Consider the following 25,049-nt stretch of genomic DNA (forward strand, 5'->3'; position numbering starts at 1 on the left):
AGGACTTCCTGATCGCCCTGGGCGGCGCGGCCAATCTCGCCAGCGTCGATGCTTGCACCACCCGCCTGCGGCTGGTCGTCACCGGCGCAGCCCCCATCGACGAGCCCCGCCTGAAGGCGCTCGGTGCGCGCGGCGTCGTGCGGCCGTCAGACCGCGCCCTGCAGGTGGTCCTGGGCCCCATCGCCGACCAGGTCGCCAGCGAGATCCGCGCGGTCATTGCCAGTGGGGGAGGGGCGGCCGTGGTCGCGGTCGCCGCAGCGCCCGTTCAACCCAGCGCGGTCCAGCCCGCCGCGGCCGGCGACACCGCCCAGGCCCAGCGCCTGGTCGACGCCCTCGGCGGCGCGCGCAACATCGAGACCCTCTCCAGCTGCACCAGCCGTCTGCGCCTGGTCGTCCTCGACCCCAACGCCATCGACGAGCCCGCCCTCAAGGCCCTCGGCGCGAGAGGTGTCGCCCGCATCGGACAACACACCCTCCACGTCGTCCTCGGCCCCAACGCCGAGGCCATGGCTGTGGCGATGCAGGCGCTCAAGGGCTGAGCAGCGGCCCGCTTCGGGCCCAATGATTCCGGACTTCGAGCCGCCTTCGCCGGGTTTGATCGCCTGGCGGGGGCGGCTTTTTCATGTTTCAGGCCGGGTGACGTGTGGCCGCTATCGTCGGAGATGTGGCGCCCTCGGAACCCCGGCGAGAATGGTCGTAAAAAAGGCACTAAATTGGTATTGTATACCGACGTTCGATTATGGCGTCGTTTGCATTTAAATTGCTGAATATAAAGAAGAATGTGATTTCGGCGCGCCTTGGATGGCAAATAGCCCGGAAGCACTGGCGCCTATGTCTCAATCGTCATCAAAATAGAAGCAAAATAACGGGTTGCAGTCTTTGACCCTCAGGACATCAGCCCGCATAGCTTGCCGGGAGCGGTATCATATAGGTCTCTAAATGGTCTGCTCAGGACGCCGCCGGGACGCGGCGTCCGAAAACGGCGCGGTCGGCGCGTCACATGACTTGAGGGGATAACATCATGATGCGTCATACGCGCGCTGTTTCCGGCTCCGCCGGCCGGCGAAAGGCATTCGTGCTGACCTTGCTGGCGGGCGCCTGCCTGGCCGGCGTCGCTTCGGCCCAGACCGCGCCCGCCGCGTCGTCCGAACCCGACGCCATGGACGAGGTGATCGTCACGGCCTTCCGCAAGAGCCTGGCCACCGCCCTCGACGTCAAGCGCAAGGACATCCGGGTTTCGGACGGCATCTCGTCCGAGGACATCGGCAAGTTCCCGTCGGAAAACATCGCCGAAGCCATCCAGCGCATTCCTGGCGTCCAGATTTCCAACATCAACGGTCGCGGCTCGACGATCAGCATCCGGGGCCTGGGCCCGCAGTACGCGCTGACCACCGTCAACGGCCAGGCGTTCAAGAGCTCGAATTTTACCGACGGCTTCCGCTACGACGTCATCCAGACCGAACTGGCCTCGGGCATCCAGGTCTACAAGTCGCCGACCGCCGACATGGACGCCGGCGGCCTGGCCGGCACGGTCAATATCGACACCGTCCATCCGTTCGACGTGAAGGGCCGCCAGATCATCCTGGCCGGCAAGCTGCAGCGGCAGGATCTGGTCGGCGGCAGCCCCACCGGCAAGGCCGGCCTGACCTATGTCGACCACTTCTTCGACGGCAAGCTTGGCGTCTTCCTGGGCGGCGGCTACCAGGAGCTGAAGGACCGCGGCGACTATCTGTGGATGGACCGCTGGACCGTCGCCAACGGCGCCTATACCCCGGCGCGCCTGCGCTATCGCCGCATCGACCGCGAGACCAAGCGCTCGATGGTCAACGGCGCGATCCAGTTCAAGCCGACCGCCGACCTGCAGATCGACGCGATCGCCACCTACGCCAAGGACAACACCACCCAGGAACTGCACCAGCAGGTCTTCCTGTTCACCACGCCCTCGGCGTCGAACGTGGTGACCCTGGCCTCGGCGAACAACACCGCCACCAAGGTGCAGATCAACAACTTCCGCCTGGAGAACAATCACCAGCACGAGACCCGTCCGCAGTCGACCGGCGCCTTCACGACCAACGTGCACTACACGGGCCTGGAGAACTGGGACTTCAAGGGCGTCGCCCACTATTCGCGCGGCCACGCGATCTTCAACGAAGAGGCGGCGATCCTCGGCGTCAACATCCCGACCGCGACCCTGGACATCAGCAACCCGAAGAACATCGTCTTCACGACGTCGACGGCGCTGACCGACGCGACGCAGTATAATCCGGCGACGCTGATCCGGAACACCTATCCGAACGGCGCCTATCGCACGATCGACTCCTACGAGGACGCCGGTCAGTTCGACGCCAAGCGCTATCTGGACCTCGGCTTCCTGGAGTCCATCCAGGCCGGCGGCAAGATCCGGCACGAGGTGCTCAAGCGCTATGTCGTGCGCCGCGACGGCCAGAACTCGATCCCGGCCTCGTACTCGCCGACCATGGCCGCCACCGGCATCACCGTCAGCAACTTCCTGGACGGCGCCATGACCCTGCCGGCCAGCTGGGTGTCGCCGAACCTCGACGCCTATCGCGCCGCGCTGAAGGCCCAGGGCGTCACCGTCTACGAAGCCTTTGATCCGGCCGGCACCTTCCGGGTCGAGCGTGACCTGACCTCGTTCTACGCCATGGCCAACCTGAAGGGCGAACTGCTGTCGCGCACCTTCCGCGGCAATGTGGGCGTACGGCGCGAGAGCACCGATCAGACCGTCGACGGCTATGTCGGCGGCGCGGCCAACCCGCTCAACACCGAGGTCAAGCTGGTGGCGGGCACCTACACGACCAAGAAGTCGTACGACAACGTCCTGCCGTCGGCGAACCTCAGCGTCGACCTGACCGACAACCTGCTGCTGCGCTTCGCCGCCGCCAAGGTGCTGGTGCGTCCGATCATCGACTCCAACAACCAGCTGGCCACGACGTCGACCAGCACGACCGACACCACGGGCCACAAGGTCTATACGATCGCCATCGGCCAGGGCTCGCTGGATCCGATGACGGCCAACCAGATCGACGTCAGCCTGGAATGGTACTACGGCGAGGGCAACGGCCTGTCGGGCGGCTTCTTCTCGAAGAAGGTCAAGAACGGCACCTACACCTCGGTGCTGTGCCCGAGCTCCTACGAGACCGTGTCGCTGTCCAAGGACGCGAGCGGCGTCTGCGTCTCCGGCGCCGGCGACACTTACTCGATCACCCAGAGCTTCAACGACGCGCGCACCGTCGACATCCACGGCTACGAGCTGAACTGGCAACAGTCGCTGGACGCCTGGCTGCCGATCGCGGGCTTCGGCTTCATCGCCAACTACACCCACGTCAATCCGGCCAAGTCGGTCACCGGCTTCAAGCTGGCCAACCTCTCCGAGCACACCGCCAACGGCACGGTCTATTGGGAGAACAAGACGTTCAGCGCGCGTCTGTCGGCCAACTACCGCAGCGCCTACGACCAGACCTCGGTGGAGAGCTTCTTTGCCGGTCCTCTGGGCCACACGGTCGCCTCGCGCACCCAGTTCGACCTGAACCTCGGCTACAACATCAACGAGAAGCTCAGCCTGTCCTTCGCGGCGATGAACATCAACGACGCCGAGGAGAAGGCCTATCTGATCGACAAGAGCCGCTGGCAGATGAGCTCGGCCACCGGTCCCAGCTACTACCTGTCGTTCCAGTACAAGATGTAACCGTCCGAACTCCGACCTTGTCCTCCCCGGAGGTCGGACGTTCACGGCCCCGCTCGTACCTGCAAGGCGAGCGGGGCCCTTCACTTCAGGCGCTGGCGGCTGTTCTCCGGCCCCAGCGTCCTTTTTAGGTTCAAGGCCAGGCGACCATGTTCACGTCCGTTTCCCGCCGTCAGGCCCTGTCGAGCGCCGCCGCCGCCGGTCTTCTGGGCCTTGCCAAGCCTGTTCTGGCCGCCGGGAAGACGGCGGGAGCGACGGCCGCGCGCGGGGTGCTGACCCGGCTGTTCGGCGAGCGCGCGGGCCGCGTCGCGCTGAGCCTGGAGCCTTCCACCGGCGCCAAGCCCTGGTATGCGGTCGAGAGCCGGGGCGGGACCGTCTCGGCGCGCGGCGACACGCCCGTGGCCCTGGCGCGCGGCGTCTATGCCTGGCTGCGCCAGACCGGCGCGGCCCATGTCAGCTGGGAAGGCGACCGCGTGGCCTTTCCCGCGCGGCCAGCCGATTTCGCCAGCGGCCGGGTGGAGAGCCCGTTCGCGCACCGCGCCTATCTCAACACCTGCACCTACGGTTACACCACGCCGTGGTGGGATTGGTCGCGGTGGAGCCGCGAGATCGACTGGATGGCGGTCCATGGGATCGACATGCCGCTGGCCATGGAAGGCCAGGAACATGTCTGGCGGGACCTGTGGCGCGAGGCGGGGCTGTCCGAGCCCGAGCTGGCCGACTACTTCTCCGGGCCGGCCTTCACCCCCTGGCAGCGCATGGGCAATATCGAGGGCTATCGCGCCCCGCTGCCCGCCGCCTGGATCGACAAGAAGAAGGACCTGCAGCGCAAGATCCTGGGCCGCATGCGCGAGCTGGGCATGACCCCGATCCTGCCGGCCTTCGGCGGCTATGTGCCAAAGGCCTTCGCGCTCAAACACCCCGAGGCCAAGATCTACCGCATGCGGCCGTGGGAGGGCTTCCACGAGACCTACTGGCTGGACCCGGCCGATCCGCTGTTCGCCAAGCTGGCCGCGTGGTTCGTGGCGCTCTACACCAAGACCTATGGAGCGGGGACCTACTATCTCGCCGACTCCTTCAACGAGATGCTGCCGCCCATCGCCGCCGACGGAGCCGACGCCCGCGCCGCCGTCTATGGCGACGGCACAGCCAATACAGCGGCGACCAAGGGCAAGGTCGAGGTCGATCCGGCGCTGAAGACCAAGCGCCTGGCGGCCTATGGCAAGGCGATCTACGATTCCATTCGCCGGAGCCAGCCGGACGCTGTGTGGGTGATGCAGGGCTGGCTGTTCGGGGCCGACCAGCATTTCTGGGACCCGGCGTCCATCGCCGCCTATCTCAGCCAGGTTCCCGACGACCGGCTGATGATCCTGGACATCGGCAACGACCGCTATCCCAACACCTGGCGCAACGCCCAGGCGTTCGGCGGCAAGCCGTGGATTTACGGCTATGTGCACAACTATGGGGCCAGCAATCCGGTCTATGGCGACCTCGACTATTATCGCCGCGACATCGCCGCCCTGACCGCCAATCCGGACACCAAGGCCCTGGCCGGTTTCGGCATGTTCCCCGAGGGGCTGCACAGCAACTCGATCGTCTACGAGGCGACCTACGACTTGGCCTGGAACGCGGGCGAGGCGTCGCTGCCGGCCTGGCTCTCGACCTACGCCAGGTCGCGTTACGGCCGGACCTCGCCCGAACTGGACGCGGCGCTGGGCCATCTGGTCGAGGCGGCCTACACGACCCGTTACTGGACCTCGCGCTGGTGGAAGAGCAAGGCGGGGGCCTATCTGTTCTTCAAGCGCCCGACGGCGACGATCCCCGACTTCCCGGGCCATCCTGGCGACCGCGCCAAGCTGGCCAAGGCGGTCCGCGCCCTGATCAAGTTGGGCCCGCAGCTCGCCGGACAGCCCCTGTTCGTCATCGATCTGGTCGACTCCGCGCGCCACCTGGCCAGCGAGGAGATCGACCTCTCGCTGCAGGCGGCCGTGACCGCCTATCGGCGCGGGGACCTAGCGGCCGGTGACCAGGCCCGCCAGCGGATCCAGGACCTGGCCCTGGCGATCGACGGCCTGCTCGGCGTTCAGCCCGAGACCCTGGCCACCTGGATCGACGATGCGCGCGCCTATGGCGACACGCCCGACGACGCCCGCGCCTATATCCTGAACGCCAAGGCCCAGGTGACGTTTTGGGGCGGGGAGGGCAACCTCAACGACTACGCCTCCAAGGCCTGGCAGGGCCTCTATCGCGACTTCTACCTGCCGCGCTGGTCGCGGTTCCTGGACGCCTTGCGAGCGGCGGGAACGGGGCGGTTCGACGAGGCCGTCGTGGTGCGCGACCTCATCACCTGGGAACATGCCTGGGTCGATCGCAACACCGTCTATCGCCGCGAGCGTCCGGCCGATCCGGTGGCGGCCACCCAAGCCCTTCTCGCCCGCATCGACCGGGCTTAGGACCGACATGGACAAGCCGACCTCCCGTTTCCTGTCCCTGGACGTGTTCCGGGGGCTGACCGTCTGCCTGATGATCATCGTCAACACGGCGGGACCCGGCGCGGAGCCGTATCCCTGGCTGGTCCACGCCAAGTGGTTAGGCTTCACCGCCGCCGACGTGGTGTTTCCGTCGTTCCTGTTCGCGGTGGGCTGCTCGATGGCTTTCGCCTTCTCGCGGCCGATCGCCCACGGTCCGTTCGCGGCCAAGGTGCTGCGGCGCGCGGCGCTGATCTTCCTGCTGGGCTTCCTGATGTACTGGTACCCGTTCGTCCGGAAGGTGGATGGGGCCTGGAGCCTGATCCCGTTCGGCGACACCCGGGTGATGGGCGTGCTGCAGCGGATCGCGCTGTGCTACGCCCTGGCCGCCTTCGCGGCGCGTTATCTGTCGCCGCTGAAGCTCGTGGCGCTCTGCGTCGTGCTGCTGGTCGGCTACTGGGGGATCCTGCTGGGCCTGAGCGATCCCGCCGCGCCGCTGTCCAAGCTGGGCAACGCCGGTACGCGCCTGGACCTGCTGGTGGTCGGCAAGAGCCATCTCTATCGCAAGGACGGCGGCTTCGATCCCGAGGGACTGCTGGGGACGCTGCCGGCGACGGTCAACGTGCTGGCCGGCTATCTGGCAGCGCGGTTCCTGAAGGACGCGCCGGAGCGCCGGCGAGCGATCCTCCGAATGGCGCTGGTCGGTGTCGCCCTGGCGGTGGCTGGCTTGGCCTGGAGCCCGCTGTTCCCGATCGCCAAGAAGCTGTGGACCAGCAGCTTCGTGCTGCTGACCGTTGGCATAGACCTGATGGTTTTGGCCGCCCTGACCGCTGTTCTCGAAGGCCGCGCGCCCAATCCGGCCACTCGGTTCTTCCAGGTGTTCGGGCTCAATCCGCTGGTGATCTACCTGTTCTCCGAGCTGTTCGTGATCTCGCTGCGCCAGTTCGAGGTCGCGCCGGGCGTCGATCTCTATGAGTGGGTCGGCAAGGCGGTGTTCCAGGCGGCTGTTCCCGGCGCGTTGGGTTCGCTGCTGTGCGCCGTCGCCTACATGCTGGTCTGCTGGCTGCTGGGCTATGTCATGGATCGTCGTGGAATCGTGGTGAAGCTCTAGCCGCCATGCGTATCGCCGCTTTTCTCATCGCCCTCGTACTCGCCGCGCTGACTGTCGCGCCCGCCATGGCAAGAGCGCCCGGCGAGCGCCTCGAGAAGGTGGTGATCCTCAGCCGCCACGGCGTGCGCGCCGCCATGTCGACGCCCGAGCGGCTAGGCGAGACCTCGGCGCGACCGTGGCCGCGCTTCTCGGTTCCGCCGGGGCATCTGACGAACAACGGCGCTGTGCTGACGACCTTGTTCGGAACCTATTATCGCCAGCTCTACGCCTCCGCAGGTTTGCTGACGGGCGCAGACTGCGGAGCGGTCTATTACTGGGCCAACGTCACTCAGCGCACCATCGCTACGGCCAAGGGGCTGTCCGAGGGCCTGTCGCCGGGTTGCGCCAGCGCCGTGCATACGGTGGGCGAAGGGCAAGCCGATCCGCTGTTCGAGCCGGTCAAGGCCGGCGTGGTCAAGCCCGACCTCGCCCTGGCCCGCGCCGCGGTGGCCGGCCGGGTCGGCGGCGACCTCACAGCCTGGAGCGCCGGCCACCGGGACGCCATCGAGAGCCTGGACAGCCTGCTGCTGCAGTGTGGCTCGCAACCGTGCCTGGCCAAGACTCCAGCGGGCAAGCGGCGGATCTTCGACGCCAAGCCCGCTTTCGTCGACGGCGACGAGACGGTTGGGATCGAAGGACCCGAGGCCTTCGCGTCGGGCGTCACCGAAAGCCTGCTGATGGCCTGGGCCGACGGCCAGGACTTCGCGGCCCAGGGCTGGATGGGCCTCGACGAGGCGGCGCTGCTGAAGGTCTTCGCGCTGCATCAGGCCGAATTCGACCTGCGCCTGCGCACGCCGTATGTGGCGCGCACCGTCAGCGGCTGGCTGGCGCAAAGGTTGGCGGCGACGCTGGCGCCGTCGGGCGAACCGCTGGCGATCGGCGAGCCCGGCTCGAAGGTCGTGGTGATCGTCGGCCATGACGGCACGCTGGCGACGCTGGGAGGGCTGCTGGGTCTGGAGTGGGCAACGCCAGGCTATCAGCCCAACCAGATCGCGCCGGGCGGAGCCCTGGTGTTCGAACGTTGGCGACGGGCCGACGGAAGCGTCGTGATCCGGGCCCGCTACACCACCCAGACCCTGGCCCAACTGCGCGGCAAGACGCCCCTGAGCCTCGCCGCGCCGCCGGCGGCCTCGCCAATCTTCATCCCGGGATGCAGCGAGGCCGGGCCGTCCTTCGACTGCCCCCTGGATCGTTTCCAGGCGATCGTGAAGGCGCGCCTCGACTAGTCGAGCATGAATGCGTCCGACGGCGGCGGCGTCGGCTTCTCCGCGGCTAGGGCCGCCTCGACCCGGCGCAGCAGGTCGGCCGGCTTGAACGGCTTGACCATGTAGCCGTCGGCGCCGGCGGCGAGGGCGGCCTTGACGGTGTCGATGTCGCCGCGCGAGGTCAGCATCATCACTGGCACCTTCGAGCGGCGATTGCGGCGCAGGACCTGCAGGACGTTCAAGCCGGACATGTCGGGCATCAGGATATCGAGCAGGACGAGCTGGGCGCGGGTGTGCTCGACCATCTTCAGGCCGGATTCACCGGTGCCGGCGCTGGCCACGACATAGCCGGCCTGGGTCAGGACGAGATCGGCGATCTGGCGGATCAGCGGATCGTCGTCGATCACGAGAATAGTCGCCGCCATGGTCGTTTCCTACGCTACTCGTTGATCCCGCGTCAGCTCGGCCAGCCAGGCCTGCGCGTCGTTGGCCGCCGCAGCCTTCAGCGCCAGGGCGCGGGCCAGGGCGGGACCATGGTCCTGACCGTCTTCGATCACCTGCTCCAGTTCGCGGCAAGCCTCCGAAAGCGCGATATAGCCTAACATGCCGACACCGCCGCACAGAGCATGGGCGTCTTCACGTGTTCGCGCGCGGTCGCCGTCGGTATGCAGCTTGGCGGCCAACTGGCCTTGCAGCGCCTTCAGGAGACTGATGACCGCGTTTGCGCCGAACTGGTCTTCCAATGCTTGGCGCCGTTGGGCCGCATCCTCCTCCGTCTCGACGGCGGGCGCGTTGTCGGCCAGGCTCAGATAGCGCTTGAGCACGGCTTCCAGGGCGCCGGGGTTGAGGGGCTTGGTCAGGTGGGCGTCCATGCCCGCCGCATCGCAGCGCGCCAGGTGCTCGACCGTGGCGCTGGCGGTCAGGGCCACGATCGGCAGGTTGGCATAGGACTGGCCCGAGGCGCGGATCTCCCGGGTGGCGGCGAAGCCGTCCATCACCGGCATCTGGCAGTCCATCAGGACCAGGTCGAACGGCTCGGCGGCGATCCGCTCGACCGCCTCGGCGCCGTTGCAGGCCAGGCTCACCGTGCAGCCCTGGTTGGACAGCAGGGCCATCATCAGTTCTCGATTGAGCTCGACGTCGTCGACCACCAGCACGCGCTTGCCGGCGAAGCCCTCGGCCTTTTCGGCGGGCGTGGCGGCGATGGTCTGGCGCGCCGCGATCGGCAGGGACATCTCGAACCAGAAGGTCGAGCCCTTGCCCAGGGCGCTGGCCACGCCGATCCGGCCGCCCATCAGTTCGATCAGCTGCTTGGAGATCGCCAGGCCCAGGCCCGTGCCGCCATAGTTGGTCGAGGTCGAGGCGTCGGCCTGGGCGAAGCGGTTGAAGAGACCGTTGATCTTGTCGGCGGCGATGCCGGTCCCGGTGTCGGAAACCTCGATACGGATGCGGATCGCGCCCGGCTCGACGAGGTCGCAGCGCAGTTGGGCGGTCACGCCGCCGCGCGACGTGAACTTCACCGCGTTGGACAGCAGGTTCAGCAGCACCTGGCGCAAGCGGCCGACATCGCCGATCACCATCGACGGGGCCGAGGTCGGCAGCAGGGCGCGCAGCGAGATGTCCTTGGCGGCGGCCTGCGGCTCGAGCATCGCCACGGTCTGCCCGACGAAGGCGGTGACGTCGAAGGGCGCGGCGTTCAGCTCCAGCGCGGCGGCTTCGAGCTTGGAGAAGTCCAGCACGTTGTCGATCACCGCGTGCAGGGCCTGGCCGGCGTTATGCACCAGGGCGACGCGGCGGCGGTCCTCGTCCTGCAGGCCCGACTGCTCGGTCAGCAGGCGCGAGAAGCCGATGATGCTGTTGAGCGGCGTGCGCAGCTCGTGGCTCATATTGGCCAGGAAGTCGGCCTTGGAGCGCATGGCGATCTCGGCGTCGAGACGCGCCTTGGCCAGGGCGTCTTCCTGTTCCTTCTGGGCTGTGACGTCGCGCACAACGTCCAGATACCCGGTGGGCTGGCCGGTCGGGCCGCGCAGAAGTGCGGGGCTGGACTCCAGCCACAGCCAGCGATCCTCGGTCCTGTGCTTGCCCCGCCAACGCACGCGCCGGGCGGGCTCGCCCCGGAACAGCGCGTGGAAGGTCGCCTCCATGGCCGGCTGGTCCTCGGCGTGGGCGAAGCTGGAAGCCTTCAGGCCCATCAGGCTCTCGACCTCGTACCCGGCGAGCGTCTCGATGGCCGGCGAGACGAAGGTGATCAGGCCCTGCAGGTCGCTGGTGACGATGACGTCCGTGGCGTTGTGGGCCATCAGCTTGTAGCGGCGGTCGCTTTCGCGGGCGGCGTCCTCGGCGACCTTCAGGTCGGTGACGTCGACCAGCACGCTGAAGGCGCTGACCGCCTTGCCGGCCTGCCAGCGGATGTGGCCGCGCAGCATGATGTGGCGCACCTGGTCGCCGGGCAGCAGCAGACGATAGCTGGTGTCGAACACCTCCGCGCCACGCTCCAGGGCGTGCTCATACGCGTCGCGGACCTGCTTGTGGTCTTCGGGATGGCGGCGCGACAGCATCAGGTCGTAGTCCGGCTCGTGCTCTTCCGGGTCCAGGTCGAGGATGGTCCAGATCTCGTCCGACCAGGTCATGGCCTGGGTCTCGATGTCGAAGGTCATGTAGCCCATGTGGGCCATCTTCTCGGCCGACCGCATCAGGGTGTTGGCCAGCAGGGCGGCGCGCTCGGCGGCCTCGGCAGTCTGCTGGGCGGCGGTCAGCGCGGCCTCGTGCTCCATCCGCTCGGTGACGTCGCGAATGACGTCCGAGGTCTCCAGCAGCGCGCCGTCGAGTGGGGCGCGGACGCCTTGAGGCTGGGATTCCAGCCAGATCCAGCGGCCGTCCTTGTGGCGGGCGCGATAGAGCAGGCGGCTGTCGATGGTCTCGCCCTGGCGGAGGCTGACCAACGCGCCGTGGATCAGGGCGTAGTCGTCGGGATGGATCAGCCAGCCGAGGGTGCGGCCCTCCATCTCCCGCGGGGCGTAGCCGAGGGTCGACTTGCAGGCCGGATTGACCGAGAGGCAGACGCCATCCGGATCGAGACGCAGGACGATGTCGGACGCCTTGGCGGCGATCTCGGCGTAGCGGCTTTCCAGGTGGGTCCGCTGCATCTCGGCCAGCTTGGCGTCGGTATGATCGGTCAAGGTGCCGAACAGGGCTACGACCGCGCCGGTCTCGTCGCGCTGGCACATCACATGGCCGCCGGTCAGGCGCATCTCGCCCGTGGCGCGGAAGATGCGGATTTGCTCCTGGGAGTAGTCCTCGCCATGGTTGATGGCGCGGTCGACCAGCCGCTGGCATTCGGGCGCGTCGTCCGGATGGACCCTGGCCATGGCGGCCGAGAGATCAGTGTCGGCGGCCGGATCGACGCCGAAGATCTCGTACATCTGGCGCGACCAGGTGAAGGCGCCCGTGGGGATGTCCAGCGTCCAGTGGCCCAGCTTGGCCACGGTGGTGGCGGTCTCCAGCTTCAGCGCTTCGCTCTCGGCCGCGCGGAGGGCTCCGGCCAGCGAGGCTTGCAGCTTGCGGGCGGTGGCGCGCTGATTGGCGACCGGCAGGCTGGCCAGGATCGATACGGCCAGGAAGGTCTGCAGCACGATGATGCGCTCGGACGGATCACCGTGGATCAAACCGATGGGACCGTGGCCGCTGAGGCTGAAGGCGATGCCCAGCAGGGCTGTGATCAGCACACCCATGGCCGCGCCGAACAACTCCAGCCGCCAGGTCACCAGCATCAGCGCAGGCGGCACCAGGAACAGCAGCGGATAGCGCGACTGGCCGAAGGTGACGCAGACCACGGCGCACAACACCAGCAAGGTCCAACCGTGCTGCCTGAACTTCGGCTCGTCAGCGCCGCGCGGTTCGGTGAGCAGCAACAGGCAAGGCGTCAGGGTCAGGAAGCCCAGGATGTGGGCGAAGATCCACACGGTCAGGCTGGGCAGCACTTCGTCGCCGTTGAACAGGTCCAGACCCGAAGAGGCCAGGATGGACGCGCCGCCCGCGCTGGCTGCCGCCGCCATGGCGAACTGCATCAGATGGGCTGTGCGGCTGATGTCGAAACGCGGTCCGACCACGCGGCGGATCAGCAACGCACAGGCCAGGATTTCCAGGACGTTGACCGTCGCCAGGGTCAGGCCGACGCTGAGCTTGTCGCCGATCAGCAGGTTGGCCAAGACGTTGGCCGCGAAGCCCGCGCTGGCGATGATGGGCCACTGGCGTGCTGGCGAGCGCAGGTAGAAGCAGAGGACGGCGGCGTTGGCGAACCAGATCGGCGACACGCGGCCCACGGAGCGCGGAACCAGCACGCAGCCGATCGCCAGCACGAAGACCGTTGCGAAGATGATCGCCGCTTTTGGGCTCAGGCCCAGGGGCTTGCGGACTCGCAACGCTGTCATCGGAAAACTCATGCCGACAGAAGGCGGGTTTCCTGGAAAGGACGCGTAAACGATGGCGATCGCGCCATGTGGCACAATGTCGCGATGAGCGATCGGCGTTCGATCAAGTTGAGGTAGAGGTCAGCTGGCCCAGCGATTGATGGCGCTGAGGGCCTGTTCCGGAGAGAAGGGCTTGAGCAGGAAGCCCTGCGCGCCGGCCTGCAGCGCGGCCGAAACACGATCCAGGCGGCCCGAGCCGGTCATGACTAGGATCGGGGTTTCCTCGCAGTCGGGCAGTGAACGCAGCATCCGCACAAGTTCCTCGCCGCTGGTGTCGGGCATGCGGATGTCGATCAGGAACAGCGTCGGCGATCGGCGCTGGGCGGCCGTGATCATCGCCTCGGCCTCGCCGAAGCATTCGACGACATAGCCGCCCGGCGCCAGAGCGTGCTCAAGGAACGTCCGAACCAGGCCGTCGTCGTCGATCGCGTAGATCAGCTTGGCCTGGATCAATGAGAGCTTCCGGTCATGACGTCACGTGTCGCACTTCGCCATCAACGTGAGCGAAAGACAACGCGGGGCCTACTCCAGGTTTTGCAGCGCACAATATCGCGTCACGACGCGGTCCAGCCGCCGCCCAGCGCCTGGATCAGCGCCACTGCCGTGGTGCGGCGCGAGATGGCCGCCTGCAGCAGCGAACGCCGCGCCGACAGGGCCGAGGCCTGGGCCGTGACCACGTCGGTGTAGGGGACCTGGCCGGCCTTGTACTGGTTGAGCAGCATCTGCTCGGTCTGGTCAGCGGCGGTCGAGGCGGTCTGCAGCAAGGCGTATTGGCGTTCCAGCACCCGGGTGGCGGTCAGCTGGTTCTCGACGTCCTGGAAGGCGGTCAGCACCGTCTGGCGATAGTCGGCCACCGTGCCGTCGTAGCTGGCGCGGGCCTGCTCGACCTGGGACTTGCGGGCCCCGGCGTCGAACAGGGTCTGGGCCGCCGACAGGCCCAGCGACCAGGTATTGGCGGAGGCCGAGAACAGGTCGCCCAGGCGCGTGGCGTTGCTCTGGCCCGAGCCGCTGAGCGACAGGGTCGGGAAGAAGGCGGCGCGGGCCACGCCGATCTCGGCGTTGGCGGCGGCGACGCGCCGCTCGGCGGCGGCGATGTCGGGGCGGCGCTCCAGCAGGGCCGAGGGCACGCCAACCGGCACGTCCGGCAGCCTGGCGGTCCAACTGGGATCGGCGGCGATGCGGAAGGCGCTGGGCGACTCGCCGACCAGTACGGCGATGGCGTTCTCGTAGGTCGCCCGCGTCTGCTCGAGCCCGGCGAGACTGGATTGGGCGTTGGCCAGCTGGCTTTGCGCCTGCAGCACGTCGGACTTCGGCGAGATCCCGGCCGCATAGCGGTTCTGGGTGATCTCCAGCGTGCGGCGATAGCCCTCGACGGTCGATGAGACCAGAGCGATCTCGGCGTCGCTCTGGCGCAGGCCCAGATAGTTCACGGCCAGTTCGCCCTGGGCCGACAGCTGGGCGCCGGCCAGGTCGGCGGCGCTGGCCTGGGCCCCGGCCTTGGCGCTGCTGACGCCCGAGCGGATGCGGCCCCACAGGTCCGGCTCCCAGCTGGCGCCGATGCCGACCTGATAGCTCTCGCCGCGCGAATTGGAGCCCGAGCCGCCGCCGGTCTTGGTCGCCGAGCCTGACAGGTCGACGGTGGGGAACAGCGCCGAGCGCTGCTCCCGCACCAAGGCGCGGGCCTGGCGATAGGCGGCCTCGGCGGCGGCGACGGTCTGGTTGGAGATGTTGATGCGGCCGGCCAGGGCGTCCAGCTGCGGATCGCCGAACAGGGTCCACCAGTCGCCGCGATCCAGATGATCGGACGGGGCGGCGGTTTTCCAGCCGTCCAGAGCCTTGAAGCTGGCGGCGGTGGTCGCGACGGTCGGGCGCTCATAGGCGGGACCGACAGAGCAGGCCGACAGGGCGATCAGCGACGCGGCGCAGGCCAGGCGGGTGAGGAGGGACATCAGGCGGGCTCCGGCGCGGCGGGGGTGTGGGTCAGGTGGCGCTCGTCGCGCGCCTTGCCCCTCAGGCGGTCGAGATAGACATAGACGACCGGGGTGGTGATCAGGGTCAGCAGCTGGCTGGCGATCAGGCCGCCGATGATGGCGATGCCCAGCGGGCGACGCAGTTCGGCGCCTTCGCCAAAGCCGATGGCCAGGGGCAGGGCTCCCAGCGCGGCGGCCAGGGTGGTCATCAGGATCGGCCGGAAGCGCAGCAGGCTGGCCTCGCGCACCGCTTCCAGCGCCGTCAGCCCGCGACTGCGCTGGGCCTCCAGCGCGAAGTCGATGATCAGGATGGCGTTCTTCTTGACGATGCCCAGCAGCAGGAAGACGCCGATCAGGGCGATGATCGAGAATTCCATGCCGAACATCAGCAGGGCCAGCACCGCGCCGACGCCGGCGGCGGGCAGGGTGGACAGCACCGTCACCGGGTGGACGTAGCTCTCGTAGAGGATGCCCAGCACGATGTAGATGGCGATGATCGCCGCGCCGATCAGCAGCGGCTGCTGCTTCATCTGTTCCGAATAGCTGCGGGCGCTGCCCTGGAAGCTGCCGCGCACGCTGGTCGGCATGCCGATGTCGGCCTCGGCCTGCTTGATCGCCGCCTGGGCCTGGCTGAGCGACACGCCCTCCGGAAGGTTGAACGACACGGTGGTCGCCAGCTCGGCGTTCTGGTGGTTGATCGAGGTCGGCGTGGCGTTCTGGGAAACGCTGGCGATCGCGCTCAACGGCACCATCGGCGTGGCCGCGGTGTTCAGCGCCGCGCCGGTCGAGGCGTCGCGCAGGCCCGGATTGACGCTGGTCGCGCCGGAGCTCGACGTGGTCGAGGTGTCCGTGCTGGTCGTCGTCGAGCCGCTGTTGCTGGAGGGCACATAGATGTCGCTCAGCGCCTCTGGGCCCTGGGCGAACGGCTTGGCCCATTCCATGATCACGGCGTACTGATTGACGTCCTCATAGATGGTCGCGACCTGGCGCTGGCCGAAGGCGTCGTACAGCGTGTTGTCGACGGCGCGGGGCGTGACGCCCAGGCGCGAGGCGCTGTCGCGGTCGATGGTCACCAGGGTCTCGACCCCGTTCTCCGACTGGTCGGAGTCGACGTCGCTCATGACGTCGGTGTGGGTCTTCATCGCCTCGCCCAGCTTGGCGGCCCAGGTCTTGAGGTCGGCGCTGGAGTCGCTGGTCAGAGTGTACTGGTAGGTCGAGTTGCTGGACCGTCCGCCCATCCGCAGATCCTGCACCGGATTGAGGAAGATGCTGACGCCGGTCACCTTCTGCAGCTTGGGCCGCAGGCGGGCGATGACGGCGGCGCTCTTTTCCTTGCGCTGCCCGACCGGCTTGAGATTGACGAACATGAAGCCGCCGCCGGCTCGCGCCCCGCCGGTGAAGCCGACAACGGTGTCGACGGCGGGATCCTTGCGGATGATCTCGACCACGGCCCGCAACTTCTGCTGCATGGCCTGGAACGAGACGCTCTCGTCGGCCCGGATGCCGGCCATCAGCTGGCCGTTGTCGGTCTGCGGGAAGAAGCCCTTTGGCACGGCGATATAGAGCCATGCGGTCATCGCCATTACCGCGAACAGGATCACGATGACGATCGGCTTGGCGCTCAGCGCCCAGTCCAGGCTGCGCTCATAAGTGCGATGGACGCGGTCGAAGGCCCATTCGAAGAACCGCGCGATGCGGCCTTCCTGGAAGCCTTCAGGGCGCGGCCGCAGCATGTAGGCGCACATCATCGGCGTGGTGGTCAGGGAGATCACCAGCGAGATCATCACCGCCGCCGACAGGGTGACGGCGAACTCGCGGAACAGGCGTCCCACCTGGCCGCCCATGAACAGCAGCGGGATGAAGACCGCGACCAGCGAGATGCTGATCGACAGCACGGTGAAGCCGACTTCCTTGGCCCCCAATGTGGCGGCCTTGAAGCGGTCCATGCCCTGCTCGATGTGGCGCTGGGTGTTCTCCAGCACCACGATGGCGTCGTCGACCACGAAGCCGGTCGCTACGGTGATGGCCATCAGGCTGAGGTTGTTGAGCGAGAACCCCAGCAGGTACATCACCCCGAACGTGCCCAGCAGCGAGACGATGGTCGCCGCCGCCGGGATGAAGGTGGCGCGGGCGCTGCGCAGGAAGGCGCTGACCACCAGCACGACCAGGATGATCGAGATCAGCAGGGTGACCTCGATCTCCTTCAGCGAGGCGCGTATCGAGTTGGTGCTGTCGGACGCCACCTGCACCTTGATGTCGCCGGGCAGCTGGGCGCGCAGTTCGGGAAGGGTGGCGCGGACGCTGTCGACCGTTTCGATGATGTTGGCGCCCGGCTGGCGGGTCAGCAGCACGATGATGGCGGGCTTGCCGTTGAAGAGGCCCAGGGTGCGGGTGTCGGCGACGCTGTCGGTGACGCTGGCGACGTCCGACAGCTTGACGCCCGCGTCGCCGCGCCAGGCGACCAACAGGCCGGCATAGTCGGCCGCCTTGCGTCCGCCGCTGCTGGTATAGACCTGGAACCGGCGGCCATCGCCCTCGACCGCGCCCTTGGGGCGGTTGGCGTTTGCCGACTGGATGGCCGCGCGGACGTCCTCAAGACTGACGCCGTACTTGTTGAGCAGGAACGGGTTGATCGAGATCCGCACCGCCGGCAGCGAGCCGCCGCCGATCTCGACGTCGCCGACGCCCTTCACCTGCGACAGGCGCTGGGCCACCACGTTGGAGACGGCGTCGTAGATCTGGCCCGGCGTCTTGGTGTCCGAGGTCAGGGCCAGGATGATCACCGGCGAGTCCGACGGGTTGGCCTTGCGGTAACTGGGATTGCTCTTCAGCGTCGAGGGCAGGTCGCCGCGCGCGGCGTTGATGGCGGCCTGGACCTCGCGGGCCGCGCCGTCGATCTTGCGGTTGAGGTCGAACTGCAGGGTCACCCGCGTCGAGCCGTTCGAGCTCTGCGAGGTCATTTCGGTGACGCCCGAGATCACGCCCAGCCGGCGCTCCAGCGGCGTGGCGACGCTGGAGGCCATCACCTCGGGGCTGGCGCCAGACAGACTGGCCGACACCGAGATGGTCGGATAGTCCACCTGCGGCAGGGGCGAGACCGGCAGCACGAAGAAGGCCGCGATCCCGGCCATGGCCAGGCCGACGGTCAGCAGGACGGTGGCGACCGGCCGCCGGATGAAGGGCGCCGAAAGGTTCAAGACGGCGCCCCCGGGATCGGGTCGGTCACGCGGTCGGGGTCGAGGTTCTGGTCGCGCTCGCGCTTGCGGGACGGGGCCAGGCGGTCGAAGGCCAGGTAGACGACGGGGGTCGTGAACATGGTCAGCAGCTGGCTGACCAGCAGGCCGCCGAAGATGGCGATGCCCAGCGGGCGGCGCAGCTCGGCCCCGTCGCCGAAGCTCAGCATCAGCGGCACGGCGGCGAACAGGGCCGCCAGGGTGGTCATCAGGATCGGGCGGAAGCGCAGGATGGCGGCCTGGAAGATCGCGTCCTGAGGTGACTTGCCTTCGTCGCGTTCGGCGCTGATCGCGAAGTCGATCATCATGATCGCGTTCTTCTTGACGATGCCGATCAGCAGGATGATCCCGATGATGCCGATCACGCCCAGGTCGTTGCCGGTGATCCACAGCGCCAGCAGCGCGCCGACGCCGGCCGACGGCAGGGTCGACAGGATGGTCAGCGGGTGGATGTAGCTCTCATAGAGCACGCCCAGCACGATGTAGACGCAGACCACGGCCGCCAGGATCAGCCACAGCTGGTTGGACAGCGAGTTCTGATAGGCCCCCGCGGCGCCCAGGAAGGTGCTGCTGACCGAGGTCGGCATGTCGATGTCGACCATCGCCTGCTTGATCTGGCTGACCGCCTTGCCCAGCGAGACGCCGGGCGCGGTGTCGAAGCCGATGGTGGTGGCCGGGAACTGGGCGACGTGGGTCACCTGCAGCGGCGCGGTCTGTTCCTTGATGGTCGAGAACGCCGACAGCGGAGCCGGCGCGCCGCCGCCGGTCTTCAAGTGCAGCAGGCCCAGTGACGACGGATCCTTCAGCAGGCCCGGCTTGGCCTCCAGGATCACCCGGTACTGGTTGGTCTCGGTGAAGATCGTCGAGACGATCCGTTGGCCAAAGGCGCTATAGAGGGCGTCGTCGATGTCCGAGGCGGTGATCGACAGGCGCGCGGCGGTGTCGCGGTCGATGTCGACATAGGCCGCAGAGCCCGTGGCGCTGGCGTCCGAATAGATGTTGCGGACCGCTTTGACCTTGGCCAGCTGAGCCGTCAGCTTGCCGGCCCATTCCTGCACGGTGGCCGTGTCGGCGCCTTCCAGAGACAGCCGATACTGTGTCGGGCCCGTCTCGGCGTCGATGGTCAGGTCCTGGGTCGGTTGCAGGTAGAGGGTCACACCCGGCACCTGGGCCACACGGGCCCGCAGCCGCTGCATGATCTTTTCCTGCGATCCGCTGCGGTCCTTCTTCAGGTTGATCAGCATCTGGCCGGTGTGGAGCATCGAATTGTTGGCGCCGTCGACGCCGATGAACGAGCTCAAGGTGTCGACCGCCGGGTCTTCGAGGATGGCGGCGGCGGCCTGCTGCTGCAGGGTGGCCATGCGGTCGTAGGAGACCGATTTCTCGACTTCCGTGCGGGCTTGCAGCTGGCCGGTGTCCTGGGTCGGGAACAGGCCCTTGGGGATGATGATGTAGAGCAGGGCGGTCAGGGCCAGGGTGGCGACGGCGACCACCAGGGTGGCGCGCTGGCGCTCCAACACCCAGGCCAGGCCGCGCTCGTACTTGGCCTCGACTTTCTCAAACAGGCGCTGGGATTTCAGGGCAAGGCCGCGCGGCTCCTTCTCGTCGGCGTGCGACTTCAGCCAGCGGGCCGACAGCATCGGCGTCAGGGTCAGGGAGACCACGGCCGAGATCAGGATGGTGATGGCCAGGCTGACGGCGAACTCGCGGAAGAGGCGTCCGACGACGTCGCCCATGAACAGCAGCGGGATGAGCACCGCGATCAGCGAGATGGTCAGCGAGATGATGGTAAAGCCGATCTCGCGCGCGCCCTTCAGCGCGGCCTCCATCGGTTTCTCGCCTTTCTCTAGATGGCGGGCGATGTTCTCGATCATGACGATGGCGTCGTCGACCACGAAGCCGGTCGCGATGGTCAGGGCCATCAGGCTCAGATTGTTGAGGCTGTAGCCCAGCAGGTACATCACCCCGCAAGAGCCGATCAGCGAGATCGGCACGGCCAGGCTGGCGATCAGCGTGGCGCGCGGGCTGTGCAGGAAGAAGAAGATCACCAGCACGACCATGATCACGGCCAGCACCAGCTCCATCTCCACATGCTCGACTGAGCTGCGGATGCCGGTGGTGCGGTCGGCCAGGACAGCGACCTTCAGGCTGCCGGGCAGGCTGGCCTCAAGCTCGGGCAACTTGGCCTTGATGGCGTCGACGGTCTTGATGACGTTCGCGCCCGGCTGGCGCTGGACGTTGACGATGATCGCCGGGGTGGCGTTGGCCCAGGCCCCCAGCTTGGTGTTCTCGGCGCTGTCGACCACCTGGGCGATGTCGCGGATGCGGATCGGCGCCTGGTTCTTGTAGGTGACGATCAGGCTGGAATAGTCTTCGACCGTCAGCAGCTGGTCGTTGGCGTTGATGGTGTAGGTGCGGGTGGGACCGTCGAAGCTGCCCTTGGCGCTGTTGGCGTTGGCCGCGTCGATGGCGCTCTGCACGTCCGACAGGGTGATGCCGTACGAGGCCATGGCCTGGGTGTCGGCCTGGATGCGGATCGCCGGACGCTGGCCGCCGCTGAGCGAGACCAGGCCCACGCCCGAGACCTGGCTGACCTTCTGGGCCAGGCGAGTGTTGACCAGGTTCTGCACCTCGGTCAGGGGTAGGGTGTCGGAGGTGATGGCCAGGGTCAGCACCGGCGCGTCGGCCGGATTGACCTTGGCGTAGACCGGTGGGGCGGGCAGGTCGGCCGGCAGCAGGCTGTTGGCCCCGTTGATGGCCGCCTGGACCTCCTGCTCGGCGACGTCGAGCGTCTCGCCCAGATTGAACTGCAGGGTGATGACGGATGCGCCGGCCGTGCTGACCGAGCTCATCCGCGACAGGCCCGACATCTCGCCCAGCTGGCGCTCCAGCGGCGCTGTAACCGTCTGGCTCATCACCTCGGGGCTGGCGCCCGGATAGAGGGTCTGGATCTGGATGGTGGGATAGTCGACCTGGGGCAGGGCCGACAGCGGCAGCAGTCGGAAACCGACCAGGCCGGCCAGGACGATGGCCGCCATGAACAGGGCCGTGGCGACCGGCCGCTCGATGAAGGGACGCGAGGGATTCATCGGTGCGGCCTATTCGGGCCGACGACGCTGCTGGCCGCCTTCCGGACGCTTGCCCTTGCCCTGACCCTTGCCGGCGCCCTTGGCCGCCTGGCCGGGCAACTGCACCTTGCCGCCTTCGGTGAGGCGATCGCCACCCTCGGTGATGACCTTGTCGCCGACCTTCAGGCCGCTGGTCACCGAGACCTGGGTGGTGGTTGACGGGCCGGGCGTGACCTTGCGCTTGGTGACGGTCTGGTCGCTGTTCAGCAGCCAGACGAAGCCGCCGTCGGAGCCCTGGCGCAGGGCCGTGGCCGGGATCACGATCGCGCCGCGCACGGTGTCCAGCTCCAGCCGCACATTGACGAACTGACTGGGGAACAGCGTTCCGCGCGCATTGGCGAAGCGGGCCTTGGCCTTGACCGTGCCGGTGCCGGTGTCGACCAGGTTGTCGAGGGTCGAGAAGGTCCCGCGATCCAGCGTCGTGGTGCGGGTGCGGTCCAAGGCCGTCACCGGCAGGGTCGCGCCGCTGTTGGCGCGCGCGCCGATGCGGGGCACGTCGTCCTGGGGCACGGTGAACTCGACGTCGATGGGCGTGACCGTGGTGATCACCGCCACGCCGGCGGTGTCGCCCGCGCCGATATAGTTGCCGACATCCGTCACGCGCAGGCCGACGCGGCCGCTGACCGGGGCGATGACCCGAGCATAGCCGACATTGAGCTGAGCGGTGCCGACGGCGGCGCGGTCGGTCATCACCGTGCCTTGCAGTTGCTTGACGGTGGCGGCCTGGGTGTCGACCTCCTGGCGGGCGATGGAGTCCTGGGTCAGCAGGGTCTGGTAGCGCGCCAGGGTGACGCGAGCGCTTTCCAGCTGGGCCTGGTCGCGGGCCAGGTTCCCTTGCGCCTGCAGTAGCGCCATCTGGAAGGGACGGGGATCGATCTGCACCAGCACCTGGCCGGCCTTGACCATCTGGCCTTCGCGGAACAGCACCTGGGTGATGACGCCCGACACCTGAGGCCGCACGGTGACCGTCGCCGCGGGGGTGACGGTGCCTAGGGCCTCGATGATCACGGGCAGGTCGGCCGAGGTCGCCGTGGCCACCGCGACCGTGCTGGCCGGGCCGCGACGTCCGCCGCCGCCGCCGGGGCCGCCCGGGCCGCCGAAGCCGCCCGCGCCGCCAGCCGGTTCCTTGTGGATCAGCGTCCAGGCCAGCCACGCCACGCCGACCAGGGCGAGGATCGCGATCACGCCGCCGACGATGCGTCCGGTGCGGCTGACCGGGCGGGCGGGGGCGGAGATGTTTGCGGTCATGGGAATCTCGGCAGGAGCGACCACGCGAGTGGACGAGGCTTGGAGCGTGGCGAGCCACGTCGACGAAACGGCAGCGCAAGCCAAACGGAGCTTGAGTGTTGGAAGTTCCGTTGGGACTTGCTCGCAAGGCGTGATGGCGCTCGCGCATTGCCGCCGTGTTTCCGTCGGGTAACGAACAAAACCCAAAATGTGGCCGTGGCGGTGGTTCAGGCCTGCATCGGACCCGTTCGGGGTCCCGGAATCGGCTGACCTGTGGGAAACAGGCTTGCGATTAAGCCCGGTATCGCTCCAACGTGGGCCCGGTAACCAAATTCCGAACGAAACCAGAGACTCACGCCGGGGATATGATGACTGCGAACCAAGACAACGACGCCGGCTCGAGCGTGGCCGCCATCCTCGCCGCCGTTTCGGCGGAAATGGCCATCGCGGCTCAGGCCTGCGGCGAGCTGGACGGCGCGCTGGGTCAGATCCTCGAGGCGGCGCCGCCCGAGGTGCAGATGGCCGCCATGCAGAAGCTGCACATGGTCGACCTGCTGGCCCAGCACATCACCGCGGTGACCGACTTCACCCACCGCCTGTCGCTGATCGCCTCGTCCGACGACAAGCTGGCCGTTGACGACGCCCTGTCGGCGATCACCCTGGGCGCGGTCGCCGAACGGCTGCGGGGCAGCCTGGAAAAGGCATAGGCCATGGCCGACGGCGATCTCTTCGGGCTGATGGACGCGCCGACGCCGGCGACCAACCAGCTCTTCGCCCTGATGATCTATCCGGTTCCCGAGGCGGGGCTGGCGGCGCAGGATCGCGGTCGCACCTACAAGTCTGACCTGCGCCTGGGCGGCAGCGTGTTCCCGCTGGACCGCATGCACATCTCGCTGGGCAAGTTCGAGGTCAGGGAGCGCGTCGAGAGCTTCGTCGAGCGCGTCTCCCGCGCGATCGCCAAGCTGCGGATCGCGCCGTTCGAGGTGGTCTTCGACCAGATCGGCGGGTTCAACAGCGGCAACGTGGTCTTGCAGGGGCAGGAGGGGCTAGACGCCCTGAGAGCGTTCCGTGAGGCCGTGCGCCTGGCCCTGGCCTGGGAAAAGCTGGAAAAGGAAATGCCGCGCCAGTTTACGCCGCACATGACGGTGATCTACGGCCAGCCCGGCGAAGAGGTGGCCACGATCGAGCCGGTGCGCTGGATGGTTCGGGAGTTCGTGCTGGTCATCAGCCACCAGGGCGAAAGCCGCCACGAGGTGCTGGCCCGCTTCCCGCTGGTCGGCTGACTTGCATCGCGCCGGGCGCGGCGCTACCCCTCGCGGCTCAGTCGGCGAGAGGTGGGGACCTTGGGCGTTACGATCTACGGCATCAAGGCGTGCGACACGATGAAGAAGGCGCGGACCTGGCTCGACGAGCACGGCGTCGCCCATGCCTTCCACGACTACAAGGTTTCTGGAATCGATCGCGCTAGCCTGGAGCGATGGACCCGCGAGCTGGGCTGGGAGACGGTGATCAACCGCTCGGGCACGACCTTCCGCAAGCTGAGCGACGCCGACAAGCAGGACCTGGACGCCGACAAGGCCATCGCCCTGATGCTGACCCAGCCCTCGATGATCAAGCGGCCGGTGCTGGACGTGGACGGCGCGCTGACCGCCGGTTTCAAGCCGGACGTCTATGCCCGCGTCCTCGGAAAGGCCGCTTAGCGCCATTCGGCTTTGCCGAAATCGCGAGTCGGACGACTTTAGAGCGACAAACAGAGCTGGACCGGGCTATTTCAGCCTAGGACGTCCGTCTCGACTAGAAGAACGCAGGAACCAGAGCGTGGGAGCCCATCCCGTCCCGTCGTACGACATGGTCATTTTCGACTTCGACGGCACGCTGGCCGACAGCGCCGCGTGGATGATCCGCGCCGTCAATCCGATGGCCCGCCGGTTCGGCTTCAAGACCGTCACGGATGAAGAGATCGACATGCTCCGGGGGCGGAGCACGCGCGAGGTGATCCGCTATCTGGGCATCTCGCCCTGGAAGCTCCCGATGATCGCCGCGCACGGCAAGAAGATGATGGCCGCCGACAGCGGCTCCATCCCGCTGTTCCCCGAGACGGCTCCGATGCTGAAGGCCCTGCACGACGCGGGCCTGCGCCTGGCGGTGGTCAGCTCCAACAGCGAGCAGACGATCCGCGCGGTGCTGGGCCCCGACCTTTCGGCCCTGATCAGCCAGTTCGCCTGCGGCGCGTCGCTGTTCGGCAAGGCGCGCAAGTTCCGCAAGGTGACCTCGGGCCACGTTTCGCGCGACAAGGTGATCTGCATCGGCGACGAGACGCGCGACATTGAGGCCGCCCGCGCCATGGGCCTGGCCAGCGGCGCGGTGACCTGGGGCGCGGCCAAGCGCGCGATCCTGGTCGAGCACGCGCCCACGATCGTCTTCGAGAACCCCTCGGAAATTATTTCGCATCTGGCTGCATCCAAGCAGACCGTCGGCGCCGACTAATCCTCAGAA

16 protein-coding genes are annotated in these 25,049 nt (G+C 67.7%); 9 read left to right on the forward strand and 7 right to left on the reverse strand.

The annotated features are described in order from the left end of the window. The 5 genes from AC1RUS_RS06330 to AC1RUS_RS06350 all read left to right on the forward strand — a co-directional run. Nucleotides 1–539: PTS sugar transporter subunit IIB (locus tag AC1RUS_RS06330; RefSeq protein WP_492914171.1), on the forward strand; the 539-nt coding region annotated here is incomplete at its 5' end. Nucleotides 540–1,021: 482 nt separating this feature from the next. After that, nucleotides 1,022–3,706: a TonB-dependent receptor gene (locus AC1RUS_RS06335; RefSeq protein ID WP_492914173.1), complete on the forward strand. Its 2,685-nt coding sequence runs from the start codon at nt 1,022–1,024 to the stop codon at nt 3,704–3,706. A 146-nt stretch (nt 3,707–3,852) separates the two neighbouring features. Next, nucleotides 3,853–6,156 (forward strand): alpha-N-acetylglucosaminidase, encoded by a 2,304-nt coding sequence (locus AC1RUS_RS06340; protein WP_492914175.1) that lies wholly within the window; start codon nt 3,853–3,855, stop codon nt 6,154–6,156. Nucleotides 6,157–6,163: 7 nt separating this feature from the next. Further along, a complete protein-coding gene (locus AC1RUS_RS06345) occupies nt 6,164–7,282 on the forward strand; it encodes an acyltransferase family protein (protein ID WP_492914177.1) in 1,119 nt (372 codons plus the stop codon). A gap of 5 nt (nt 7,283–7,287) precedes the next feature. After that, nucleotides 7,288–8,547 carry a histidine-type phosphatase gene (locus tag AC1RUS_RS06350; RefSeq protein WP_492914178.1) on the forward strand — a complete coding sequence of 420 codons (1,260 nt, stop codon included), beginning with the start codon at nt 7,288–7,290 and terminating at the stop codon, nt 8,545–8,547. On the opposite strand, the gene AC1RUS_RS06355 is transcribed toward AC1RUS_RS06350, so the two are convergent. From AC1RUS_RS06355 to AC1RUS_RS06385, 7 genes are all read right to left on the reverse strand, one after another. Further along, nucleotides 8,544–8,951, reverse strand: a complete 408-nt coding sequence (locus AC1RUS_RS06355; RefSeq protein ID WP_492914181.1) for a response regulator transcription factor — start codon at nt 8,949–8,951, stop codon at nt 8,544–8,546. The two genes, AC1RUS_RS06350 and AC1RUS_RS06355, sit on opposite strands and share 4 nt — an antisense overlap. 9 nt (nt 8,952–8,960) lie before the next feature. Then, the gene (locus AC1RUS_RS06360; RefSeq protein WP_492914183.1) at nt 8,961–12,956 is read right to left on the reverse strand and encodes a PAS domain-containing protein; all 3,996 of its coding nucleotides are present in this window, start codon (nt 12,954–12,956) and stop codon (nt 8,961–8,963) included. A gap of 120 nt (nt 12,957–13,076) precedes the next feature. Continuing rightward, nucleotides 13,077–13,448 (reverse strand): response regulator, encoded by a 372-nt coding sequence (locus AC1RUS_RS06365; RefSeq protein WP_492914185.1) that lies wholly within the window; start codon nt 13,446–13,448, stop codon nt 13,077–13,079. Nucleotides 13,449–13,549: 101 nt separating this feature from the next. Beyond that, nucleotides 13,550–14,944, reverse strand: a complete 1,395-nt coding sequence (locus tag AC1RUS_RS06370; protein ID WP_492914187.1) for an efflux transporter outer membrane subunit — start codon at nt 14,942–14,944, stop codon at nt 13,550–13,552. Beyond that, on the reverse strand, nt 14,944–18,162 hold the full coding sequence (locus tag AC1RUS_RS06375; protein ID WP_492914189.1) for an efflux RND transporter permease subunit: 3,219 nt from the start codon (nt 18,160–18,162) through the stop codon (nt 14,944–14,946). Before AC1RUS_RS06375 ends, AC1RUS_RS06370 begins: the two co-directional genes overlap by 1 nt. After that, nucleotides 18,159–21,287 carry a multidrug efflux RND transporter permease subunit gene (locus tag AC1RUS_RS06380; RefSeq protein WP_492914191.1) on the reverse strand — a complete coding sequence of 1,043 codons (3,129 nt, stop codon included), beginning with the start codon at nt 21,285–21,287 and terminating at the stop codon, nt 18,159–18,161. Before AC1RUS_RS06380 ends, AC1RUS_RS06375 begins: the two co-directional genes overlap by 4 nt. 9 nt (nt 21,288–21,296) lie before the next feature. After that, complete coding sequence (locus tag AC1RUS_RS06385) at nt 21,297–22,574, reverse strand: MdtA/MuxA family multidrug efflux RND transporter periplasmic adaptor subunit (protein WP_492914193.1); 1,278 nt, start codon at nt 22,572–22,574, stop codon at nt 21,297–21,299. Between the two features lie 347 nt (nt 22,575–22,921). Between AC1RUS_RS06385 and AC1RUS_RS06390 the strand changes: the two genes are divergently transcribed. The 4 genes from AC1RUS_RS06390 (at nt 22,922) to AC1RUS_RS06405 (ending at nt 25,040) form a co-directional block, all read left to right on the forward strand. Then, the gene (locus AC1RUS_RS06390) at nt 22,922–23,260 is read left to right on the forward strand and encodes a DUF8776 family protein (RefSeq protein ID WP_492914196.1); all 339 of its coding nucleotides are present in this window, start codon (nt 22,922–22,924) and stop codon (nt 23,258–23,260) included. Nucleotides 23,261–23,263: 3 nt separating this feature from the next. Continuing rightward, entirely contained in the window at nt 23,264–23,836 is a 573-nt protein-coding gene (locus AC1RUS_RS06395; RefSeq protein WP_492914198.1) for a 2'-5' RNA ligase family protein, read from the forward strand. Nucleotides 23,837–23,896: 60 nt separating this feature from the next. Beyond that, entirely contained in the window at nt 23,897–24,253 is a 357-nt protein-coding gene (locus AC1RUS_RS06400; protein ID WP_492914200.1) for an ArsC family reductase, read from the forward strand. Nucleotides 24,254–24,371: 118 nt separating this feature from the next. Beyond that, nucleotides 24,372–25,040 carry an HAD hydrolase-like protein gene (locus tag AC1RUS_RS06405; protein WP_492914202.1) on the forward strand — a complete coding sequence of 223 codons (669 nt, stop codon included), beginning with the start codon at nt 24,372–24,374 and terminating at the stop codon, nt 25,038–25,040. Nucleotides 25,041–25,049: the final 9 nt, after the last annotated feature.

Source organism: Caulobacter sp. GW821-FHT10F06 (genome assembly GCF_058809215.1).